The organism is Bradyrhizobium pachyrhizi (assembly GCF_029714545.1).
Classification (GTDB): domain Bacteria; phylum Pseudomonadota; class Alphaproteobacteria; order Rhizobiales; family Xanthobacteraceae; genus Bradyrhizobium; species Bradyrhizobium pachyrhizi.
In genome coordinates this window covers 815,396-837,256 of the sequence record NZ_CP121667.1, presented here as the reverse complement: position 1 = coordinate 837,256, position 21,861 = coordinate 815,396, and the positions used below count along the sequence as shown (strand labels likewise).

The window sequence follows — 21,861 nt, the reverse complement described above, 5'->3', positions numbered from 1 at the left end:
GTCATGCAATGCGTCTTGCCGCGCATTGCACGACGATCAGCAAGCGCTGTGCCAGCGGAGGAAGTCGCAGGGAATGGGTGGGAACGGCCGGATTTCGGCCGGCTGCGGCCGGTCGGCGGGTGCGAGAAGGCTGACGACGTCTCATCGTCGCGAGACGTGTCGCAACGGTGAGACGCGCCGGCAAGCATTCCCGCTGTTTACTCGGGCTGCCTCCGCACACACGGAAGCAGATACTCTCGCGGAGACTCCCCCTCACCCGAATTCGAGCTTCGCTCGAATTCGACCTCTCCCCGCAAGCGGGGCGAGGTGAAGCGCACAAATTACCCCGCCGCGCGGCGCGGCTGAGCGTTGGTATCGGGCTCGGAGGGTGGAGGAAGCTGCATCAGGATGGTCTGGCCCATCGAGGCGATCTCGATGCCCTCTTCCTGGAAGCGCCGCTTCATGCGGCGGTTGAACTCGCGTTGCACCGACCAGCGGCCGCCGTCGGTGCAGCGGATCTGGCCGACGATGGTCACCACGGAGCCGTCGACCTTGTCGACGCCCCACAATTCGAGATCGCCGCGGATCAGCGCGCGATACGCCGTCTCCTCGCGCATCTGGGCGACGATGTCCTTCAGCACCTCGCCGGCGCGGTCGGTGTCCTCCTTGTAGGAAACGTTGACGCTGACCGCGGCATTGCCGGCGCCGCGGCTGGCATTGGTGATCGTGGTCACCGCGCTGAACGGCACCACGTGCACCGAACCGTCGCCGGCGCGCAGCCGCATGGTACGGATCGAGACGTTCTCGACCACGCCCGAGAGGCCCGACACCGTGACGTTGTCGCCGACCTGCACCGTGTTCTCGATCAAGAGGAACAGCCCGGTGATGAGGTCCTGCACCAGCTTCTGCGAACCGAAGCCGATCGCGATGCCGACGATGCCGGCGCCGGCGAGCAGCGGCGCGACATTGACGCCGATCTCGCTGAGCGCCGTGAGCCCGACCACCGCGACGATCATGCAGAACAGCGCGGTGCGCAGCATCGGCTGGAAGGTGCGCAGGCGCGCGGCGCGGGCGTAATGCCCCTCGCGCGACAGGGTGTCGATCTGCCGGTCCATCAGCGCATTGGCGACTTCCCAGATCACGGCCGCGGCCAGCGCGGCAATGCCGATCGTCACCAGCGCCGAGATCAGGCGGCTTCCGATCTGGCCGCCATAGAACCAGACGATGGCGTCGACGCCCCACACCTCGAGCAGCGCGACGAAGCCAATGAAGGCGATCACCGCCGTGACCACCTTGCGCAGCAACGGCAGATAGCGGTTGGCGCGGGTCTCGAGCCCCGGGAAGCGCTGGATCAGCTCCGGGCTGATGCGGAAGCCGCGATCGATCAGGCTCAGCACCACCATGGTGACGAGGCGGGTGACCAAGAGCACCGCGATGGTGCCGACGAAATATTGCAGCAGCAGCGAGTAGCCGTTGCGGATGTTGAGCGCCCACACCGCCCACAGCGCGAGGTCAAGCGCGATCGCCAGCACATGCCAGAGCGCCGCGAGCCGGTTGCGCGCCCGCGCCGCAAACCCGATGCGATCGGCCGGGGCGCGGATGACGTCGGCGACCTGCCGGCGGCACTGCAGGATGATGACGACGACGAACAGATGCACGACCAGCATCACGAGCCGGATCAGCGCGGCATAGCCGGCGCGATGCAACCCGAGCAGCAGCGCGACATTGGCGAAGGCGATGCCCGAGACGCCGACGGCAACGATGCGCCGGGCCCAGATCTCGATATAGGCCGCGGTCTCGGCACGGACGCGGAACAGGCCGAAGGGCCCTGCCAGCGCGCGCACCGCGCAGATCAGGACGCGCGAGAACACATAGGCGTTGACGACGGCGAGGATCACGAGCCGCGTGGTCGACTGATCGCCGATATCGGTGCCGAGCAGCGCGGTGGCGATGCCGCCGAACACGACAACCGGCAGCAATTCGAGCAGCAGGCGGCCGAGCACGAAGGGCAGCCGGACCAGCGACTGCCAGGCCCGCGCCAGGCTGAGCCGGCGCCGCTGCAACTCGGGCGCCGGCGTGACGTCGGCAACCGACGACGGCGGATCGACGCTGGCGAGCGTCTGCACCGGCACGCGCGCGGTCTGCGGCAGCCGCGCTTCCAGGAACGCGACCGGCCGCTTGATCAGGCGGAACACCACCCATTCGGCGGCGAGCGCGCAGCCGAACACCAGCGCCAGCTTCCAGGCGATGTCGATCAAGAGGCCATAGGCGGCCGGATCGTTGGCGGTGCGCACGAACCAGTAATAGAACGCCGGGAAATGCGTCAGCGTGCGCGCGACGTCGGTGACCTCGCGCGACATCTCGCCGACCTGTTCCGACACCATCAGCAACAGCTGTGCGCCGAGGCTGTCGGCGGTGAGCGGGATCGGCGAATGCTGCTCGGGCGCAGGCGCCGGCTGCGCCGCCGCCTGCGGCGAGGCATTGGCGATGGCGCGCAGGGTGTTGATGATCTCGCCGCGCTTCTTGTCGTCCTGCAACGTGTCGAGCGCACGTTTCGCCTGCTCGGGCGTCAGCGCGTCGCCGGTAGCGGGTTGCGGCGGCGCCGGCTTGGCGGCCGGCTGCGCAAGCGCGGGAGAGACGAACAAAGTGAAGACGAGAAGCAGCGCAAGGCGAAGTTTGTGCGACACGAGGGCCTCATAAAATAACTGCGCGACCGCAAACCCTTAGGAGGAATCTGCTCTCGCGCTCGCGCCATGTCGGATACTCCTTTTCGCCCCGATGGTGTGTCGGAAGTTTGCCGCTGTGACGGCCATCTCTTGGCATTTGCCGCAACACAATCGTCACAGGCGTTGAGCCGCGTTTACACTTCCAGTGCGCGTTCCCGGCCGATCGGCCCGCTACACGTCAGGGATGAAGCGGCAGAATCTTTCGCTTGACGCGCGGGAGCCGCCGTGATGTTCTTATTTTGTTCTTTGTTCCCAATTGCGTTTCGGGGGTCTCATGCACGACGTGTTTAGCGACGACGGTCCGGTACGGCTCTTCATTCACGACGACGATGAGACCCCGCTGGAATTCGTGCAGGATTTGTTGCGTACGGTGTTCGGGAAATCCGAGCAGGAAGCCATTGCCTCCGCTGCCTTGATCGAGGCCAAGGGCGCCATTCCGTGCGGTCCCTATCCGGGACCGGTGGCTCGGGCAATCTTCAACTCGGCGAAGTGGCTGATCCGCTCCAACGGCCAGCCGTTGATGATCACCACGGAGTCCGCCGACGCCAGCCGCCCCTGCGATCTCTGCGAAGCCCCGAGGGCCGTGACGGAGATTCTGATCTCCGGTACGACTGCGTCGCTGTGCAGCGACTGCCTGCTCGCTGCACGCCGCAGCTCGGAAGAATTGCCGGGCGAGACGTTTCGGTCCGCTTACGTTGCGCTCGACTGGCATTTCGCCGGCGTGCCACGCAACCTGATCGTGACACGGGCGCGACAGTTTCCGGGCCACATGCGCGCCGACGTTCAGGTCGCGATCGACAAGCTGTTCACCGATCCGATCCACTTCTTCGGCATCCATGAAGAATATCGCTACGAGACGCTGGACTTCGCGGCGCTGATGAAGGCTGGCCGGAATGCACCGGCGATCGCGCCGCCGCAATATCGCGACGTCGATATCGGCGAGGCCGAGCCGGTGAAATGCCTCGCCAATGGACTATGGCTGTGCCGAACCGGCGAACTGCGCTACGCCGTGCTGCTGACCTTCCATCGCGAATATAATCACGAGCCGTCGCTGCGAATCGAGCTTGCGTTGCCCGCCGGGGCGACCGGCAATGCTTTCGTGCAGCGCACTTTCGCCGAACTGGAAGCCGCCGTACATGCGGCGCGATCCTATCGCGGCAAGATCCTGTCACTGGAGGATGACGCCAATTATCGCGGACGTTCGCGTGGCTTGACCGTGCATCGCCTGCCGACGGTCGCTCGCGATGACGTGATCCTGCCGGACCGAACGCTGCGGCTGCTCGACCGCAACGTGCTCGGCTTTGTCGAAAGCCGCGATCTGCTGCGCAAGCTCGGCCAGTCGACCCGCAAGGGCATCCTGCTCTATGGCCCGCCCGGCACCGGCAAGACCCACACCATTCGCTATCTCGCCACCAACCTGTCGGATCACACCACGCTGATCATCACCGCCGAGCAGGTCGGGCTGCTCGGCGCCTATATGAACCTCGCGCGGCTGCTGCAGCCCACCATGGTCGTGATCGAGGACGTCGATCTGATCGCACGCGACCGCGAGGACATGGGCGGACCGTGCGAGGAATCACTGCTCAACAAGCTGCTCAACGAGATGGACGGCCTGAAGGAGGATTGCGACATCCTGTTCGTGCTGACCTCCAACCGTCCCGAAGAGTTGGAGAGCGCGCTGGCCGGCCGGCCCGGCCGCATCGACCAGGCGATCGAGGTGCCGCTACCCGACGAGACCGGACGCGGCAAGCTGATCCGGCTTTACGGCAAGGGCCTGCCGCTCGCGCAGCCCGTCATCGACGACGCCGTGCGACGCACCGAAGGCGTCAGCGCTGCCTTCATCAAGGAGCTGATGCGCCGTCTCGCCCAGGCCAGCATCGTCAGGGACGGTGGCCGCGAGGTCACCTCCTCCGACGTCGACGGCGCGGTGAACGAAATGCTGTTCGACGGCGGCCGGCTCAACGCCAAGCTGCTCGGCGGCGCGCAGGGGATGAGTGCGGGGTGATCGCCGATCAACCCGCAAGAGCAGCCGGCAGCAGCAACTCCCGCTCGCCAGCAACGACGCGGGCAAGCTCTTCCGACGCGCGCGCGAGCACGCGGTCCCAGGCCTGCGGCTTGTCCTGGCGGAACAGTCGCATGGTCGGATACCACGGCGTGTCGGAGCGGTCGCGCAGCCAGCGCCAGTCGAGCGCATAGGGACACAGCATCCAGACCGGGCGGCCAAGCGCGCCGGCAAGATGCGCCACCGAGGTGTCGACGGCGATGACGAGGTCGAGCGCGCAGCAGGCTGCCGCGGTGTCGGCGAAATCGCCGAGCGTCGGCGCGAGGTCGATGATGTCGGCGCCAAGGCCCCGCAGCACCGGAGCATCGTCAGGCCGCGGCTCCTTCTGCAGGCTGTAGAGCTGCACGCCCGATGTGACCAGCCACGGCAGCACGGCGTCCGCCGGCAGCGAGCGCTGGCGGTCGCCCTTGTGTCTGGGATTGCCGGCCCAGACCACGCCGACCTTCAGCGCGGTCACGCCGGCGAGCGCCTCGCGCCAGCGCGCGAGCTTGCCGGCATCCGCCCGCAGATAGGGTATCGCCGCAGGAATGGTCTCGACGGTGGTGCGGAAGATCCGCGGCAGGCTCAGCAGCGGCAGTTGCCGATCGAACGGCGGCAGCGGCTCGCCGCGCGCGAACACCGCGACATCGGGCAGCATCGGCCGCAGCAGCGCGACCAGCGCCGGCTGCACCTGCAGAATGATCCGGCCGCCTCTGCCCGCCAGCATCGGCACGTAGCGGACGAAATTGATGGCGTCGCCGAGTCCATATTCGGCAAACAGCAGCAGCGTACGTCCGGCAAGCGGCTCGCCCTGCCATTCCGGCTCGTCGAACACGGGATCGCCGTCGCTGAGCATCTTGGTCTTGCGGCGCCACCGATACTCCTCAAAACCCTCCTCGAACTCGCCGTTCATCAGCAGGAAATGCGCGTGGTTGTAGTGCGCGAGCGGCTGCTCGGGATCGAGTGCAATCGCCCGGCGCGAGGCCATCAGCGCCGCATCGATCTCGCCGGCATTGCGCAGCGCGACCGCGAGGTTGGCGTGGCCCTTGGCATAGAGCGGCTCGAGCTCGATGGCGCGCCGATGCGCGGCGACCGCGGCCTCAACCAGGTTCCGCGCCTCGAAGATGATCCCGAGATTGGTGTGCGCGGCGGCGTAGTCCGGCTTCAGCGCCAGCGCGAGCTCGGCGCAGGCGATGGCGTCGTCGACCTGTCCGAGCTCGAACAGGCAGGCGCCGAGATTGTTGAGGATGACGTGATCGGACGGGTCGCGGGCCGAGACCTGGCGATAGATGCGGACGGCCTCCTCGCGCTCGCCCGCCTCGTGCAGCACCATCGCCAGCAGGCGCTGGGGCGCGATGTTGCCGGGATCGAGCGCGATCGCGCGGCGATAATGCTGGGTTGCGTCCGCCAGCAAGCCCTGGCGATAGAGCGCCGCGCCAAGGCCGCAATGAAGTCCGGCGTTGTCGGGATCCGCGGCAAGTCCGAGGCGATAGGCCGTGGCGGCCGCCTCGTGCCTCTTCTGATCGGTCAGCACATTGCCGAGGTTGAGCCAAACGCCGCGGTAGACCGGATCGCGCGCGATCACCTCGCGATAGGCCTGTTCCGCCTCGACCGGCCGCTGCTGCCCGGCCAGCGCGACGGCGAGGTTGAACCGCGCCCGCGTCAGGCCGCCATCGAGTGCGATCGCACGGCGGAACGCGGTCTCGGCCTCGTCGAAGCGCGACAGATCACACAGCGCAACGCCGAGCTTGATGTGCAGGCCGGCATCCTGCGGCCGCAGCGTCACGCCGCGCTCGAACGCCGCCACCGCGCCTTCGTGCTCGCCCTTCACGGCGAGCGCATCGCCGAGCGTGGCGAAGGCCGGTGCATGATCCGGATCGAGATTGAACACCCGGTTCAGCAGCAGCGCACCTTCCGCGGCACGATCGGTCACGAAGGCGATGACGGCGGACAGATGCAGCGCCGGAACATGGTCGGGATGGGCGGTGAGGATGTCGCCGCACAGCGTGCCGGCCTCCACTGCGCGGCCCGCGCCGTAATGCGCCACCGCATCCCGCAACATCCGATCGACCGCCACGCTGCCCACGATACCGCCCCTGCCAAAGTCCCCGATGCGGATTAAACGGGCGCCGCCGCGAAATCCGGCACGCGAAGTTCCGATTGAGGAATCACGGCTCAGGCGCTGGCCTTGATCTCTTCTCCTTCCCCCTGAAAGGGGGAAGGTCGGGATGGGGGTCAGCCGCGGACGACGCTGCAAGTGGAGAGAGCTGATCCCCACCCGCTTTGCTCTGTCGAGCAAAGCGACCTCCCCTTTTCAAGGAGAGGTAAGAGGGCGACCAGGAGCGGTATTGTCCGCCATCGCCCCTCTTGACGTTTGCCGCATCATGTAACATATGAAGTTACATGATCCGCGATAGCCGCCTGTCCAACGTCCTGCACGGCCTGCTCCACATGATCGGAGCCGGCGAACCCGTGACGTCGGAGCAACTTGCGCAGGCGATGGCCACCAACCCGGTGGTGGTGCGCCGTGTGATGGCGGGGCTGCGCGAGCAGGGTCTGGTGCATTCGGAGAAGGGCCATGGCGGCGGCTGGACGCTGGCGCGCGATCCCGCCCACATCACGCTCGCAGACATCTATCGCGCGGTCGGCGCGCCGACGATCGTTGCGATGGGCCATCGCTCGGAAAATCCCGGCTGCCTGGTCGAACAGGCCGTCAACGACGCGCTCGGAGACACGTTTCGCGAGGTCGAGGCGCTGTTCCTGAAGCGGCTCGGCGCGGTGACGCTCGAAGCGCTCGCGAAGGATTTCAAGCGCCGGCTCGCTAAACACAAGCAAAATCTCGAGGACCAGATTCATGCAGTCAAGTGAGCAGGCGAAACCTCTGCCGTACAACGATCCCGCGCATTGGGACAAAATGGTCGCCGCCTATGAGGCGCAGTCGCAGCCGTTCACGACATTGTTCGCCGACGCTGCAGTCGCAACGCTTCCGATCGACCCGTCATCCAGGGTGATCGACGTCGCCACCGGCACGGGCGCCGCGGCGCTGGCCGCCGCCCGCACCGGAGCCGAGGTCACCGCGATCGATTTCTCCGCCGGCATGGTGGCGCGGGTCCGGGCGCATGGTGTGGCGAATATCGAGGCGCGACAGATGGACGGCCAGGCGCTCGATCTGCCGGATGCCGCGTTCGACGCGGCAGTGTCGGTGTTCGGCGTGATGCTGTTTCCGGACTGGCGCGCCGGCCTCTGCGAGATGGCGCGGGTGACGCGACCGGGCGGATCGGCGGCGATTGCGGTCTGGAAAAGCGCCGATGGCGCCGCCGTGCATCTCTTGCTCTCGCAGATCATCCGGCGGCTCTACCCCGACAATGTCACGCCGATGCCGTGCACGGGTCTCGCCGAGCTCGCCGACCCTGGCCGCCTCGCCGCTGCGCTCATCGCCGCCGGCTTCTCCGATCCGGCGATTGCCGAGATCACCCACGACTTCAAACTCAATGTCGCCAATCCTGCCGACGTCGACAAATTGTTCGAGTTCATGCCGCATTGGAGCGGGCTCGATGCAGACCAGAGCGCCGCAGTCGCGCGCGCCTTCCGCGCCGAGATCGAGCGCAGGCGGGTCGGCGACAGTTTCGCGATTCCGTCGACCGCGCTGATCGCGACGGCCCGGCGGGCTTGACCGAAACAGCCGCGATCCGGCCATGCGAGGTCATGGCCGCCTAGCGCTTGTCGTCGTCCGGCTTTTCTTCATCGCTCGGCGGCTGCAGGCCGGGACTGTTGGCCCAGCGATCGAGTTCCTCGATGACCCGCCGGTGGCTCGGCCGTAACGGCTCTGCACCGCCGGGCTCTTGCGACAATTTTCGGGGCAGCTTGACCTGATCTGGCATGGTGAGGCTCCAGAGCTGGGGGCTGTACGCAGTGGCATTCGCAGCGATTGCTACGCGCGCGACTTGAGGAGATCGCGGATCTCGGTGAGCAGCTCCTGATCCTTGGTCGGCTTCGGCGGCTCGGCCGGCGCCGCGGGCGCTTCGCGCTTGAGCTGGTTCATGAGGCGGACCACGATGAACAGCACGAAGGCGACGATCAGGAAGTTGAGCGTCAGGGTCAGGAAGTTGCCCCAGGCCAGCACCGCGCCCTGCTTCTTGGCATCGGCCAGGTTGGTCGCCGTCACCGACTTCGACAGCGCGGTGAAATAATTGGAGAAGTCGAGCCCGCCGCTGACCGCACCGATGATCGGCATGATGATATCGGCCACCATCGACGAGACGATCGCGCCGAACGCCGCGCCGATGATCACGCCGACGGCGAGATCGACGACGTTGCCCTTCATGGCGAATTCCCTGAATTCCTTCAGCATGTGATCTCCTGTTTTCCAAATCAATGCGGTGGCACGGCGCGGCGACTGGATCGCCGGCCGCTCCAAAGGGGGGGGCGAAGGATTATTTGCGATCGGCCGGCTTCGCGGGTGCCGCGACCGGCTGCGCAGGCGCGGCCTGCTGCCATGGCGCCGGCAGGATGACCCGGGCCGGCGGCGGGTTCTGCGCGGCGCGCTGCACATTCGCATTTTCCGGCCGCGGCTCGTCGCCGGAATTATCCGCGCGGGCGATGGCGACATGGATGCCGAGCGCCAGCGCGACGAATCCGAGTGCCGCGCCGACCAATGCGGCGGACCGCACCACACCAGCGCGCGGCCTGTTCAGGATGGCAGGATGAGATGAGGTCATCGCAACTGCTCCTCACGCAATACACATCGTTCGGAGCCGCGCGGGCGCGAGCGCCGCGCACGGCTCGAGGTGGCTCGTCAGGTCTTGATGTCGTCTGGCAGCTTGCCGCCATTGGCGGCGAGCTTGGCCATCACCTGCTGATGCAGCCAGACATTCATCGTGGCGGTGTTGCTGGTGTCGCCGGCGTAGTGCAGCTCCTTCGCGAGCTCCTTGCGCGCCGCAAGGCTGCTGTCGAGACCGAGCGCCTTCATCAGGTCGACGATCGAGCTGCGCCAGTCGAGCTTCTCGCCGGTCGCCGCAGCGGCCTTGTCGACGATCGCGGCGACGTCGACGGTTTGTGCCGCCGCCGTGCCGGGCGCGGCGGATGCAGATGTCGACGCCGATGGCGCTGCGCCGGGCGCGGCCGTCGTCGTGCTCTCAGCGGTTTTGGCCTGGGCGCCGTGGCCGAAGATTGCACCCATGATGCTTCCAAAAATGCTCATGATCTCTCGCTCCGTGCGCCCGAGACACCGTTCGTCCCGTGGCTTTTTCCAGTGACGGGGCGGACGATAGGCAGGCCATTGGCCGAGCGGAAGATGACCATCGTCACTATCGGAGTGTGGGACGGCGTGGTGCTGTCGGCGAGGAAAGCGTGCGGCTTTCTGCGGCCGCGCGAGAGCCTTTCATCGTACGCCCCACGTGCGATGAAGTCAGCCGTCCCGGCCCGATTCGCCAGCCCCGAGAAGTCGGGACGGCTGACACAGACATGCGTTCGGTGTCGCGAGCTAGCCTAGCGCTCAGGATCACCTCGCCCCGCGTGCGGGGAGAGGTCGCAACGCATCGTTAGATGCGTTGCGGGTGAGGGGGAGTCTCCGCAAACGCCGCTATCACCGTATTTGTGGAGACCGCCCCTCACCCCAACCCTCTCCCCGTAAAAACGGGGAGAGGGGGGCAGCGTCATCGCGATCGCTATTCGAGCTAGAGCTGGCGGCGGCGGATGGTCTGGGCGAGTTCGACAAAGCTCTCGGCAATGCCGACGCCGGTCTTGGCGCTGACCGACTTGATGCTCGACTTCGCAAGTCCGGCAATCGCGCCCGCGCTGCCTGCGGCTTCCGGCAGGTCGATCTTGTTCAGCAGCGCCCGGTAGGGCCGGCCGGGGAAGCGCTCCTCGAAGCCGCGGACCAATTCGACCATGCGGGTCACCGTCTGCGGCCGCGTGACGTCGGACACGATGATGGCGGCGGATGCGCCGGTGACATAGACCGTGTCGAAGATCTGCGTGCCGAAATCGCCGTCGGTGTCCCACAGCACGAGGCGCATCGGATCGCCGCCATCCGCCGGCGCCACGTCGTGGCTCAGGATCTCGACGCCCAGCGTCGATTTGTACTGGCCCTCGAACCGGTTGTAGATCAGCCGATAGAGGATCGACGTCTTGCCGACCCCCATATCGCCGAGCAGCATGACTTTCGCGGTGAGCATCAGCGGGCCACTTCGCCTCGATAGACCGTCTCGAACGCCACGCGGCGGTTGCCGCCGACGGTGGCGTCGAGCCGGTCGGTGATCGGCATCGTCGCCGCGCGCGAAACCAAAATCAGCCGCGACGGATCGACCCCCAGCGCGGTCAGCCTACGCTGGACCTGCTCGGCCCGCTTGCGCGCCAGCGTCCGGTTGGTGCCTTCCGTGCCGCTCTGATCGGCATAGCCGACGATCCGCACCCGGAGATCGTTGTTCGCCATTAGTCCGGCGAGCTCGCGCAGCTGCTGCTCGGCCTGGTCGTTGTCGAGGAACTCGTCGGCATTGTTGACGAAGAAGATCGCGGTCGTGGCGATGAAGCGGTCGAGCCGCGCCGCCGGGCCATCGGCGACGGATTGCAGCTTCGAATACTGCTCGCCCAATTTGGCGTACTGCTCGCCGAGCTTGTCATATTGCTCGCTCAGGGCGGCATATTTCTCCTCGCCCGACTTCGCCTGCGCACCGATCGCCTCGCGCATCTGGTCGAGGCTCGCCTGCAGGCGCGTCAGGCTCTGCTGCAGGCTCGCGATGCCGGCCTGCGATGCCGCCATTTGCTCCGGTGCGGACACCAGACCGATGTGGTTGACGATCTTGTAAGGTGCCGCGGCCGCGGCGAGCGCATCGATCAAGGGCGCGGTCTCCAGCTGGCTCGGCTCGATGCCTGAAACGGCCACGCTTCGGCTGCCGTGATCGAAGTCGAGCCGCAGCGGGAACGAGGCCAGCAACGGCTGCTTTGCGGCGAGCTGTTCCAGCGCCGCATGGGTCCGCCGCTCCAACAGGCCGCGCGTCACCGATGTCGCGGCAAGCCAGAGCAACAGCGCGGCCACTGCCGCGAGCAAGGCGAACAGGATCACCTTGCCGCGCCGGCTCGCGATCCGCCGTGGCGTATCGTCGGTCTCGATCGCGGCTGCCAGCGACGCCAGCATCGGCCCGTCGCAATCCGCGCCGCGGTCGATGCGCTCGATCGCATCGAAGAACAGCGAATTGATCCTGGCATTGTCGGCGGGGCGCAGCGGTCCCAGGCACTCCGCCGCCAGGATGAAGCGGGGCGAGGCGCGCAGCGCGAGCTGCCGTCCGCCGAAATCGAGCGTCTGCAGATTGCCTTCGCCGGCGAGCGCCTGCACCGAGAACTCCAGGATCGCCGCGACCATCGCGCTGAGCAGGTCGGCGCGTTCGTCGGCGGTCGCATCGCGCTTCCAGTCCGCGATCAGGCGGCCATTGCCGCGTTCGATGATCAGGAGCCGGTTGATCTGCGGCGGCTGATCGGCGAGCACGAATTCGCTGATCGGGCGTCCCGTCACCAGCGACTTGACGCGGCCGACCCACAATTGCGCCGAGGTCAACGCATTGATGCGCTGCTCGAGCGAGGCAACCAGCTCCCTGAACGAATTCGCCACCGCGGCGCTGACCAGCCGGCCGACGATCGGATAGAGCGCCTCGATCATCTGCTCGCGCGAGTTCTTGATCTCGCTGCGGATCGCCGAGACCACGACCGGCGCAATCGCGCTGGCGAGCTCGCGCGGCCGGTTGACCTCGGCGCGCTCCAGCGCCTCGACCAGGATGCCCGCGGTTGCCGTCTCCAGGCGGTCGGCGTTGCCGACATAGCGCTGCAGCGAGTCGAGGTCGGCCTCCAGCGACGTCAGGCGCGTCGCCTCGGGCTGAAACAGCAATGTCTTGAGCTGCTCGATCTCGCGGTTCTGGCCGGCAGCAGCTGCCATGCTATTTGCCCGTGCGGCCGGATCCCAATCCGCTGATGACCGAGCCGAGCTGGGTGATCGCCGCGCCGACATCCTTCAGCGAGTCGAGCCGCTTCTGCTCGGTATCCCGCTCGAGGTCGGAGAGCCGCGCAGAAAGCGCGGTGAGTTCGTTGGTGAAGTCCGCCTGCATCTGCTTGAGCGATGCCTGCATCTCCTCGCGCAGACCCGAGAGGTTGGTCTCGAGCGAACGTTGCGCGCCGCCGAACAGCAGGTCGCGGACCTGATCGATCGCCGCCATGCCATGCGCCGCGGCGTCCGCGCCGTTGCCGGCTGCCGGAACATCCGTATCCTTGGTCTGGCGCTCGATACCCTTCATGGTCATTTCCCGCTTACTCATAGCTGCGCAATCCGGACCTGCCCTGTCAAAAAGCAAATCCGAAACAACCCTATAGCCAATTTTGCGGGCGCGGCCCAGAGAAAGGCGAGCAATCTCAGCCGGATCAACCGCGTGGTTGTGCGATCGCGGCCAATTATTTCTAGTAAGTTATTGCCTTTATTGCGAGTTCTGTACGGTTCTTGACCTGGCATTTCTCCAGAATCGTGCTGACATAGTTCTTCACGGTTCCTTCCGCCAAATGCAGCTGCTCGCCGATCTCGGTGTTGCTCTTGCCCTCGACGATCAGCGTAAGAATTTCATTCTCCCGCGCCGTCAGCCCGTCGCGAACCGGCAGCTTCGCCGAGATGCGCGGGCCGCGCAGCCGCTTGAACTCGTCGAGGATGCGAGCGGCGACGCCGGGCGAAAGCCCGGACTGGCCGTTGATGACCGCGCGGATCGTCGAGGCGATCTCCTCCATCCTGGCGTCCTTCAAGAGATACGCCTTGGCGCCTGCGCTCACTGCCTCGAAGATCAGGTCGTTGGTCTCGAACGTCGTCAGCACCACGATATGGGTCTGCGGCAATTCGCGGAGAATCCGCTGGGTCGCGGCGATGCCGTCGACCCGCGGCATCTGCAGATCCATCAGGATGACGTCCGGCCGATAGCGCCGCGCGAATTCGATGGCCTGCTCGCCATCGGCCGCACCGGGAAGGATCTCGAAATCGTCGTTCTGCTGGGCGAGCAGCGTCGCGATACCCTCCCTGATCAGCGTCTGATCCTCGGCGATCAGCACCCGTATCTTCTCAATTCTGCTCACGGGCTTTCCGTCATCCTCTCGAAAACGCGTTGCATGCGCGGCAACGAATTCAATCGGCCAGCACGCCGGCGGATACCGCCGGCGGCACCGCCACGGGGAGCGAGATCCGGACCAGCGTTCCCTGCCCGGGCGCGCTCTCCACCGCGCAGCTGCCGCCGACAAGTTCAGCAAATTCGGCCATTCCAATCAATCCGAAATGTCCTGGCGTCGGGACCGCGGGATCGAAGCCGCGGCCGTCATCGCGGATCTCGACAATCAGCTTGCGGCCGACCGCGGCCGGTTCGTCGAAGGCGTGAAAGGAGACGCGGCGCGCCTGCGCGTGCGTCTGAACATTGCGCAGTGCCTCGCTGAGAATGCGCTGAACCGTCAAGCCGCAATCGCGCAGGCCGGGGCGCGCCGCTTCGTCGATCTGGATCGACACCCTGACGCCGCTGCGTGCGGCAAAGTCGCTCAGCAGCCCCTCGACATCGGGATCGAGCTTCAGGTCGTCGGGCGTGCGCAGGCGATCGATGGCTTCGCGGGCACGCGAAAGGCCGCTCGCGGCCGCATCTTCAGCTGTCGCAAGGCTGTCCGCCACACGAGCGGGATCGGCCGACAAATAATGCCGGATCAGCCGTATCTGGGTCAGCAGCGCCACGATCGAGTGCACCAGCGTATCGTGCAGATCGCGCGCCAGCCGCAGCCGCGTTCGCGCCAGCGAGGCAAAGCGCACCTCCGCGCTCGCCGCCTCGAGCTGCTGCTCCATCAGGCGCCGGGCGCGGCGCTCACTGCCGAGCAGCGTTTCGACCTGGCGGCCGGCAAAATCCGGCATGGCGATGACGAAGTAATGCGACCGCGCGCCGTTCCACAGCACGACCGCCGTCATCGGCTGCGTGATGTCAGGCGACGCGCCGCGCACACCGGCCAGCGCGATCATGTCCCGCTGGCCGCTGGCAAGCGCCGCCAACTCGGCTTCCATGCCGACCAGCAACACGCACTCGCAGCAGTCGACGCCGGTTGCGGGAAGCCACTCGACCAGCCGGCCGATCTTCCGCTGCATGCTTCGATCGGCGCCGATGACGGCGAGACCGATGACGTCGGCTTCTGCGGCCGCAAGCAAATCCGCGCTCAGATCGATCATGCGTTGCCCATCAGCTCAGCGAGCAGCCCACTCTGGCGTAAGCCGGCAGCGGTCGCAAACGAATATGACTTTCGTCACAACCGGTCCTGACCTTCGTCAGATGCCGTGGCTGCTCGAAATGCGGTTCTGTCTCAGGAATGAGCAACAGCGCAAGCCATGATGTGCCAAATGCCGGCGTCCATGGCGATGCCGGCCGGGCGCCGGGCCTCGCGGAAGGTCGCGCCAGTCGGCCGGAATGTGAGCTGACAATGAAGGGCGCACCACGCAAACCGTCAGGCATCGAGCTGCGCATGCTGGCGGAAGCAAACAAGCCTGCGCGGCGCCGGCGCCTGAGCGCAACCCAGAAGATGGCATTGCAGGAAGCGCTCGCCGGCCGCCTGCAGCTCTATCCGCGCGGATATGCCGCGAGCAAAACCGGACCGTTCCACTCCCGACGCGCCATTCTCGGACTGGTGCGCGCCGGCCTGATGAGCCTCAGCGCAACGGCGCGCTATGCGGCCGTGACCAGGCGCGCGCGCGAGATGTATGAAGCCGCGGCAAGCAGCGACGCTGCGCCCGAGTGAGCGCGCGCCATTGCGCTGAGGCGCTCGAAGCCCTCACCATCCATTTCATTTCCCCGCCGAGGCTTGGCCGGAGTCACGCGCGCGCGGACGCTGTCACGGCCGCGCCGATCCGGCTGCGAAGAGCGTCAGACCAGCCAGCTCGCTGCAGCGGGACACGTATGCAGATAAACTGCGAAGATAATCTTTACAGTTTACCTTCATATATGCTATCCGATCCGGCATGAGCAATGTACCGGTCCGCCCCGGCTCGGCGCGCACATCCGCGCTGGCCGAAGATCTTCGCCTGTTGATTGGAACGCTGAAGCGGCGGCTTCGCGAGCAGGGTCAGCGCGAGGACCTCCCGCCTTCCCAGGTCGCGGTGCTGCTTCGCCTCGAAAAGGACGGCCCCGCGACCGTGTCCAGCCTGGCGCGATCGGAGGGCATGCGTCCGCAGTCGATGAGCTCGGCGATATCGGCGCTCGAGGCCGCGGGCCTGGTCCGCGGCGCGCCGGATCCGGACGACGGCCGGCAGACCATCATGTCGCTCACCGATAGCTGCCGCGAGCGGCTGCGCACCGGCCGCGCCGCGCGGCAGGACTGGCTGTCGCGCACCATCGCCGCACGGCTGTCGGCGCGGGAACAGGACGAACTCGCCGTCGCCGTCGGCTTACTGAAGCGGCTGGTCGAGGATTGAGGCGGGCTACACCGCGACAGCTTGCGAGAAAGGTAACGACCATGGCCCTGACGACGCTCGATCCGATCACCGCATTGATCGTCATCGATCTACAAAGCGGCCTCATGGGCTGGCCCTTCGCCCATCCGATCGGCGACATCGTGGCTCGCGCCACCGCGCTTGGCGCTGCGTTCCGACGGCGCGGTCTGCCGGTCGCGCTGGTCAATGTCGACGGCAGCTCGCCGGGACGAACCGAGCAAGCGCCGCGCCAAGGAAATCCATTTGGCGGCCCGCTTCCCGACGGATGGACAGATCTCATTCCGGAACTCGACCCACAGCCCAGCGACATCGTCGTGACCAAGCGAACGCGAGGCGCATTTGCCAGCACCGACCTCGAAGGCCTGCTGAGAGCGCGCGGCGTCAGGCAAGTCGTGATCGCCGGCGTCGCCACCGCCGGCGGCGTCGAATCGACGGCGAGACAGGCCTATGAAGCGGGCTTCAACGTCACGCTCGCGACCGACGCCATGACCGACGCGCGGCCGCACGCGCATGCCTACAGCATCGAACACGTGTTCCCGCGGCTCGGCGAGACCGGCTCGACGCAGGCGATCATCGATCTCGTTGAAAGGACCAACGCGCATGAACTGGCTTGACCTCGTCGCCTATTTCTTCGGCGGCGCCTTTCTCACCAATGCGATCCCCCACGTCGTCGCCGGCATGATGGGCGAAGCGTTCCAGAGCCCGTTCGCCAAGCCGCCCGGCGAAGGCCTGTCCTCGTCGACCGTCAACATCGTGTGGGGCTTCTTCAACCTCGCGCTCGGATATCTGCTGGTTTGCCGCGTCGGCGACTTCGGCTTGCGAACCACCAGCGACGTCGTAGCGCTCGGTCTCGGCGGTCTTCTGATCGGCCTGTTCCTGGCGCGGCGGTTCGGGCGGTTTCACGGCGGGAATCAACCTCAGAGAACATGAGACGCATCTTTCGATCGCTCGCGAGCTTCAACTACCGGGTCTGGGCGGCCGGCGCGCTGGTGTCCAACATCGGCACCTGGATGCAGCGCGCGGCGCAGGACTGGCTGGTTCTCACCCAGCTGACCAATCACAGCGCGTCCGCCGTCGGCATCGTGATGGCGCTGCAATTCGGGCCACAACTATTATTGATGCCGTGGACCGGCTTTGCCGCCGATCATTTCAACCAGCGCAAGCTGCTGATGGCGACCCAGGCGACGATGGGCGCGCTGGCACTCATCCTCGGCATTCTCACCGTCACCGGGCTGGTGCAGCTCTGGCACGTCTACACCTTCGCGTTCCTGTTCGGCTGCGCGGCGGCGCTCGATGCCCCGGTGCGGCAGACCTTCGTCGCCGAGCTGGTCAGCGATACCAATCTGTCGAATGCGATCGCGCTGAACTCGACCTCGTTCAACGCCGCGCGCATGATCGGCCCGGCCGTCGCCGGTCTCATCATCGCCTCCGTCGGCACAGGCTGGGCGTTCCTGTTCAACGGCACCTCGTTCCTGGCGGTGCTGACGTCGCTGACCCTGCTGCGCACCTCCGAGCTGCGTCCGAACGCGCGGGCCCATCGCACCAAGGGCAGCGTGATGCAGGGTTTCCACTATGTCTGGTCCCGCCCCGATCTCAGGGCGACGCTGATCATGCTGTTCCTGATCGGGACCTTCGGACTGAACTTTCCGATCTTCATTTCCACCATGGCGGTCGGCGTGTTCCACACCGACGCGCGCGGCTTCGGCCTGCTGTCGTCGATGATGGCGCTCGGAACGATGTCGGGCGCGCTGCTTGCCGCGAGCCGCGAGGAGCCGCGCTTCGGCTCGCTGATGCTGGGCGCCGCGATCTTCGGGCTGGGCTGCACGCTCGCCGCATTGGCGCCGAGCTATTGGCTGTTCGCCGCGGCGCTGGTCGTGATCGGCGTCGCCGCACTGACCGTCACCAACACCTCGAACGCGCTGATGCAGCTCTCGACCGAGCCCGCGATGCGCGGACGTGTGATGGCGCTGCGGCTCGGCGTTGCACTCGGCGGCACGCCGATCGGCGCACCGATCGTCGGCTGGGTCGCCGATCACCTCGGCCCGCGCTGGGCACTCGGCGTCGGCGCCGCCGCCGGCTTTGCCGCGGCGATCGTCGCGATCGGCATGCTGTCCCGATCGGGCGGCGAGGCCGAGCGCCGCAGCCAGGAGGCGCGAAGGAGCGAGGTCAACCTGCCGCAGCAACGTTGATCATCGCTGACGCGAACCGTCTGATGTCGTCATTCCGGGGCGCGCATCGCCCCGGAATGACGATACCGGACGAGCGCCTCCATGAGCTGGCTTTATGGAATCGCTGGTCTAGTAAACGTAGGACGTCTTGCCCGGCTGCACGGTCAGCCGAAAGGCGACATCGGTCGAGCCGTCCATCAGCTCGATAATGTTGTCGCACACCAGGCATCGAAACTCACCCGCGACGCCGCCCTTCGACGTCAATTCGATCCGGCGATAGCCGGCCTGGCAATGGGGGCACGTCACGTCGGACTTTCGCATCGAATCAGCAAACCGTTGCTCTCTCCAGTTTCCCACACGCCCGTGATCGGAAATGTGACGGCCGTCTAACCTGGCGTGCTGGTCGACCAGAGCACCGGGAATTTGTGCTGCGCTTTCAGCGCGAAAAGTTCCCGACGATGGCCGGAACGCCGCCGCGCCCAGGCTCGGCAACACGGCCACGGACCAAAAAACGAGCGAGCGCTCTCTCAGAAAATTTCATTATCCCCCTTTTCCGGGCGCCGTTTCGTGGGCTAGGAATTACGCAAGGGCGTAAAGCCCAGCCCGGACCAGCAACAAAATGAAATGGTCCGGGAGCATAGCCAGGGAGGCAACGTGGGTCTCGCGCGTCAGCGACCGGGGACGGCGAATGCGTTCGCGATGGACGTGCTTTGTGCGCGCATCCTCGAACGTCATCGGGATTCCATCCGGGTCCAGAAAACCCATCTCGCCGTTCCGAATCTCACGCGCATCATCGGCGCCACGCTGACGCTTTCCAACAAGCACGGCTTTCACGCCACCACGCTGCGCCAGCTCGCGGAGGCCTCCGGCCTCAGCATGGGCGGCCTCTATACCTATTTCGACAGCAAGCCGACGCTGCTGTCGATGATCCTCGGCGAAGTCGCCGAGACGGTGGCGGAGGTCCTCAACTCGCCGCCCGCCGACGTGAAGCAGGATGCGCGCAAGCATCTGCACTGGATCATCGCGACCCATGTCCGCATGAGCGAGGCGATGCAGCCCTGGTTCGTGTTCTGCTTCATGGAAGCGAAGTCGTTTCCGCCGGCAGAGCGCCAGCGCGCCATCGAGATGGAGGTGATGACCGAGAAGATCATCGCCGGCGTCCTCAAGCAGGGCGTCGCCAGCGGCGTCTTCGCGATCGACCAGGTCACGCTGACGGCCTCGCTGATCAAGCCGCTGCTGCAGGACTGGTACGTCAAGCGATGGAAATACCGCAGACGCGGCACCTCGATCGAGACCTACATCAACGCCGTCAACACGTTTGCCGACGCTGCGGTCGCGGGCAAGCCGCGGCCCGGCCGCGTCGCGACCGGCTCCCGCACGAGATCCAGGCAGACGGCGCACCTATAGACGCAAGGAAGGACGAGGCAATGAAGCGATTGCGGTTCAATCAACAGGAGATCGTCTTCGCCGTCTTTGCCGTGCTGTTCCTGGCGTTCTCGATCTTCCTGCGCGGCTTCCTGACGCCGGAGAACATGCTAACGCTGCTGCAGAACGTCGCGGTGCTCGGCATCCTCGGCCTTGCGATGGCGATCGTCGTGATCGGGCGCGGCATCGACATCTCGCTGATCGCAGCCCTCGCGGTGCCGCCGGGGCTCGTGCTGCAGATGGTGCAGAACGGCCACTCGCTGCCGGCCGCGCTCGCTACGGCCGTGCTGCTCACGATCGCGTTCGGTCTGGTCAATGGCTGGCTGATCGCCTACGCCGAGGTCCCTTCGCTGTTTGCGACGCTGGCGACCGGCCTGCTGCTCGCCGGCCTCGGGCAGGCCGCGCTGTTTCAGCTCGACGTCGTGCAGTGGAGTGACGGCATGAAGGGCTTCGAGCGGCTCGGACAAGGCACCATCCTTGGCATTCCGACCTCGATCGTGATGTTCGCGATCGCCTGCGTCGTGGTCGCGTTCCTGCTGCGCCAGACGCGCTGGGGCGCCTATATCTACGCGATCGGCGATAATCCCTACGCCGCCCGCGTCACCGGCATCCCCTCGCGCTCGATCATCGTGCTGCAATACGTCGTCGCGGCGCTGATCGGCTGCTTCGCGGGCCTGGTGATGGCGGCATCGGTCAACTCGATGCCGACCCGCATCTTCAATTCGACCCTGATCTACGACGTCATCCTTGTCGTCGTGCTCGGCGGCATCGGCCTGTCGGGCGGCCGCGGCGGCGTGCTCAACGTCATCATCGGCACGCTGCTGATCGGCACCATGCTGAACGGCATGACCATCATGGACATTTCCTACGCCGGACAGAATCTCGTCAAGGGTGTCGTCCTGCTGCTCGCCGTCATCACGGATTCATTCCTGAATCCGCGCAACGAAGAAACGGCACAGCAGGGCGACATCTGAACCAAGCCACAAGAACATTTCAATCACGACCAAGGAGGAAGCAATGAAATACGCTGTCAGGACTGCAAAGGTGATTGCCGCAGCGCTCGGTCTTGCCGCCATCGCCGCCCCGGCTCTGGCCCAGCAGGGCCTGGACGAGCCGTTCCAGAAGCCGTTCAGGGAAGCTCTCGCCGGCAAGACGGTGGCCTACGTTCCGGTCGCCATGAACTTCGACCTCACCGAAGGCTGGTACGCCGGCATGAAGAAGGAGCTCGAGCCCTTCGGCGTGAAGTTCGAGATCCGCGACCCCAACTGGAACACCAATGCCGGCGCGCAGGCGGTGACCTCGCTGATCTCGGAGAAGCCGGCCGTGATGGTGATCCACAATCCGGACGTGCAGACCTACGCCAAGTTGCTGCAGCGCGCCGAGAACGAAGGCATCTACGTGATCCAGATCAACATGGGGTCGGCGTATCGCTCGTCGGCCTTTGTCGGCGCCAACTGGATCGAGATCGGCGAGCGGGATACCGAAGCGGTTGTGAAGGCCTGCCAGGGCAAATCGAACAAGATCGCCATCGTGCAGGGCGCGCTCTCGGCGGCCGCCAGTGCCTACACGCTCAAGGGCGTCGAGAACGTGCTCGCCAAGCATCCGGAGATCAAGGTGGTCTCGAGCCAGGCGGCCGACTGGGATGCCGCGAAGGCCAAGGCGATCACCCAGACCGTGCTGAAGCAGAATCCTGATCTCTGCGGCATCGTCGGCTTCTGGGACGGCATGGACATCGGCACCGCCGCTGCGGTGAAGGAAGCCGGCCTGACCGGCAAGGTGTTCGTCGCGACCTCCGGCGGCGGCGAGCGCAAGGGCGCTTGCGAGCTGGTGAAGTCCGGCGCGTTCGATCTCAACATGAGCTACGACGTTCCGACCCAGGCCGCGCAGATGGCCGGCACGATCAAATGGCTGCTGTCGTCGGGCGCCAAGGCCGGCTCGGTCAAGGGTTCGGAATACACGACGCTGATTCCGATCACCAAGGAGAACGCGGACAGCCAGACCGCGTGCTGGAATCTGAGTGACCTGAAGAAATAGTCCGGCCATTCCCGC

Annotated in this window: 23 protein-coding genes; 11 read left to right on the top strand and 12 right to left on the bottom strand. The window is 66.0% G+C overall.

Annotation, left to right across the window (positions count from 1 at the left end):
• Nucleotides 1-320 precede the first annotated feature (320 nt).
• The gene (locus QA639_RS03790; RefSeq protein ID WP_283089194.1) at nt 321-2,666 is read right to left on the bottom strand and encodes a mechanosensitive ion channel family protein; all 2,346 of its coding nucleotides are present in this window, start codon (nt 2,664-2,666) and stop codon (nt 321-323) included.
• A 313-nt stretch (nt 2,667-2,979) separates the two neighbouring features.
• Here QA639_RS03790 and QA639_RS03785 point away from each other — a divergent pair, with 313 nt between their 5' ends.
• A complete protein-coding gene (locus QA639_RS03785) occupies nt 2,980-4,710 on the top strand; it encodes an ATP-dependent Clp protease adaptor ClpS (RefSeq protein ID WP_283089193.1) in 1,731 nt (576 codons plus the stop codon).
• 7 nt (nt 4,711-4,717) lie between these two features.
• On the opposite strand, the gene QA639_RS03780 is transcribed toward QA639_RS03785, so the two are convergent.
• Complete coding sequence (locus tag QA639_RS03780; protein WP_283090542.1) at nt 4,718-6,808, bottom strand: tetratricopeptide repeat protein; 2,091 nt, start codon at nt 6,806-6,808, stop codon at nt 4,718-4,720.
• Between the two features lie 341 nt (nt 6,809-7,149).
• Here QA639_RS03780 and QA639_RS03775 point away from each other — a divergent pair, with 341 nt between their 5' ends.
• Nucleotides 7,150-7,614 (top strand): Rrf2 family transcriptional regulator, encoded by a 465-nt coding sequence (locus QA639_RS03775; RefSeq protein ID WP_157343513.1) that lies wholly within the window; start codon nt 7,150-7,152, stop codon nt 7,612-7,614.
• Complete coding sequence (locus tag QA639_RS03770) at nt 7,601-8,419, top strand: class I SAM-dependent methyltransferase (RefSeq protein WP_057018929.1); 819 nt, start codon at nt 7,601-7,603, stop codon at nt 8,417-8,419. Before QA639_RS03775 ends, QA639_RS03770 begins: the two co-directional genes overlap by 14 nt.
• Before the next feature lie 40 nt (nt 8,420-8,459).
• Here QA639_RS03770 and QA639_RS03765 read toward each other — a convergent pair whose 3' ends face one another.
• The 9 genes from QA639_RS03765 to QA639_RS03725 form a co-directional block, all read right to left on the bottom strand.
• The gene (locus QA639_RS03765) at nt 8,460-8,627 is read right to left on the bottom strand and encodes a hypothetical protein (protein ID WP_168857300.1); all 168 of its coding nucleotides are present in this window, start codon (nt 8,625-8,627) and stop codon (nt 8,460-8,462) included.
• Nucleotides 8,628-8,677: 50 nt separating this feature from the next.
• Nucleotides 8,678-9,097: a large conductance mechanosensitive channel protein MscL gene (mscL, locus tag QA639_RS03760; RefSeq protein WP_028335905.1), complete on the bottom strand. Its 420-nt coding sequence runs from the start codon at nt 9,095-9,097 to the stop codon at nt 8,678-8,680.
• An 82-nt stretch (nt 9,098-9,179) separates the two neighbouring features.
• Nucleotides 9,180-9,464 carry a hypothetical protein gene (locus tag QA639_RS03755; RefSeq protein ID WP_157343511.1) on the bottom strand — a complete coding sequence of 95 codons (285 nt, stop codon included), beginning with the start codon at nt 9,462-9,464 and terminating at the stop codon, nt 9,180-9,182.
• Nucleotides 9,465-9,541: 77 nt separating this feature from the next.
• Nucleotides 9,542-9,946: a DUF3597 domain-containing protein gene (locus QA639_RS03750; RefSeq protein ID WP_198400151.1), complete on the bottom strand. Its 405-nt coding sequence runs from the start codon at nt 9,944-9,946 to the stop codon at nt 9,542-9,544.
• A gap of 475 nt (nt 9,947-10,421) precedes the next feature.
• A complete protein-coding gene (locus tag QA639_RS03745) occupies nt 10,422-10,922 on the bottom strand; it encodes a Rab family GTPase (RefSeq protein ID WP_157343509.1) in 501 nt (166 codons plus the stop codon).
• Nucleotides 10,922-12,673: an OmpA family protein gene (locus QA639_RS03740; protein WP_283089192.1), complete on the bottom strand. Its 1,752-nt coding sequence runs from the start codon at nt 12,671-12,673 to the stop codon at nt 10,922-10,924. The genes QA639_RS03745 and QA639_RS03740 overlap by 1 nt, the downstream gene beginning before the upstream one ends.
• A gap of 1 nt (nt 12,674) precedes the next feature.
• Complete coding sequence (locus QA639_RS03735) at nt 12,675-13,028, bottom strand: hypothetical protein (RefSeq protein WP_244482029.1); 354 nt, start codon at nt 13,026-13,028, stop codon at nt 12,675-12,677.
• A gap of 160 nt (nt 13,029-13,188) precedes the next feature.
• Entirely contained in the window at nt 13,189-13,845 is a 657-nt protein-coding gene (locus tag QA639_RS03730; RefSeq protein ID WP_283089191.1) for a response regulator transcription factor, read from the bottom strand.
• A gap of 49 nt (nt 13,846-13,894) precedes the next feature.
• A complete protein-coding gene (locus QA639_RS03725) occupies nt 13,895-14,965 on the bottom strand; it encodes a sensor histidine kinase (protein ID WP_050384643.1) in 1,071 nt (356 codons plus the stop codon).
• A 248-nt stretch (nt 14,966-15,213) separates the two neighbouring features.
• Between QA639_RS03725 and QA639_RS03720 the strand changes: the two genes are divergently transcribed.
• The 5 genes from QA639_RS03720 to QA639_RS03700 all read left to right on the top strand — a co-directional run bounded on the left by QA639_RS03720 (nt 15,214) and on the right by QA639_RS03700 (nt 18,408).
• Nucleotides 15,214-15,528, top strand: a complete 315-nt coding sequence (locus QA639_RS03720) for a hypothetical protein (RefSeq protein WP_244978514.1) — start codon at nt 15,214-15,216, stop codon at nt 15,526-15,528.
• A 220-nt stretch (nt 15,529-15,748) separates the two neighbouring features.
• Complete coding sequence (locus QA639_RS03715; RefSeq protein WP_157343505.1) at nt 15,749-16,201, top strand: MarR family winged helix-turn-helix transcriptional regulator; 453 nt, start codon at nt 15,749-15,751, stop codon at nt 16,199-16,201.
• A 41-nt stretch (nt 16,202-16,242) separates the two neighbouring features.
• Nucleotides 16,243-16,833: an isochorismatase family protein gene (locus QA639_RS03710; RefSeq protein ID WP_283089190.1), complete on the top strand. Its 591-nt coding sequence runs from the start codon at nt 16,243-16,245 to the stop codon at nt 16,831-16,833.
• Nucleotides 16,820-17,149, top strand: a complete 330-nt coding sequence (locus tag QA639_RS03705) for a hypothetical protein (protein WP_283089189.1) — start codon at nt 16,820-16,822, stop codon at nt 17,147-17,149. Before QA639_RS03710 ends, QA639_RS03705 begins: the two co-directional genes overlap by 14 nt.
• Complete coding sequence (locus QA639_RS03700; protein WP_157343499.1) at nt 17,146-18,408, top strand: MFS transporter; 1,263 nt, start codon at nt 17,146-17,148, stop codon at nt 18,406-18,408. The genes QA639_RS03705 and QA639_RS03700 overlap by 4 nt, the downstream gene beginning before the upstream one ends.
• Nucleotides 18,409-18,516: 108 nt before the next feature.
• Here QA639_RS03700 and QA639_RS03695 read toward each other — a convergent pair whose 3' ends face one another.
• Nucleotides 18,517-18,693 carry a hypothetical protein gene (locus QA639_RS03695; RefSeq protein ID WP_346283717.1) on the bottom strand — a complete coding sequence of 59 codons (177 nt, stop codon included), beginning with the start codon at nt 18,691-18,693 and terminating at the stop codon, nt 18,517-18,519.
• 393 nt (nt 18,694-19,086) lie between these two features.
• On the opposite strand from QA639_RS03695, the gene QA639_RS03690 reads away from it, so the two are divergent.
• The 3 genes from QA639_RS03690 to QA639_RS03680 are packed head-to-tail and all read left to right on the top strand — an operon-like array spanning nt 19,087 to nt 21,846.
• Nucleotides 19,087-19,794 carry a TetR/AcrR family transcriptional regulator gene (locus tag QA639_RS03690; RefSeq protein WP_283090541.1) on the top strand — a complete coding sequence of 236 codons (708 nt, stop codon included), beginning with the start codon at nt 19,087-19,089 and terminating at the stop codon, nt 19,792-19,794.
• A 20-nt stretch (nt 19,795-19,814) separates the two neighbouring features.
• The gene (locus QA639_RS03685) at nt 19,815-20,786 is read left to right on the top strand and encodes an ABC transporter permease (protein WP_283089188.1); all 972 of its coding nucleotides are present in this window, start codon (nt 19,815-19,817) and stop codon (nt 20,784-20,786) included.
• A gap of 43 nt (nt 20,787-20,829) precedes the next feature.
• Nucleotides 20,830-21,846, top strand: a complete 1,017-nt coding sequence (locus QA639_RS03680) for a sugar ABC transporter substrate-binding protein (protein ID WP_028335919.1) — start codon at nt 20,830-20,832, stop codon at nt 21,844-21,846.
• Nucleotides 21,847-21,861: the final 15 nt, after the last annotated feature.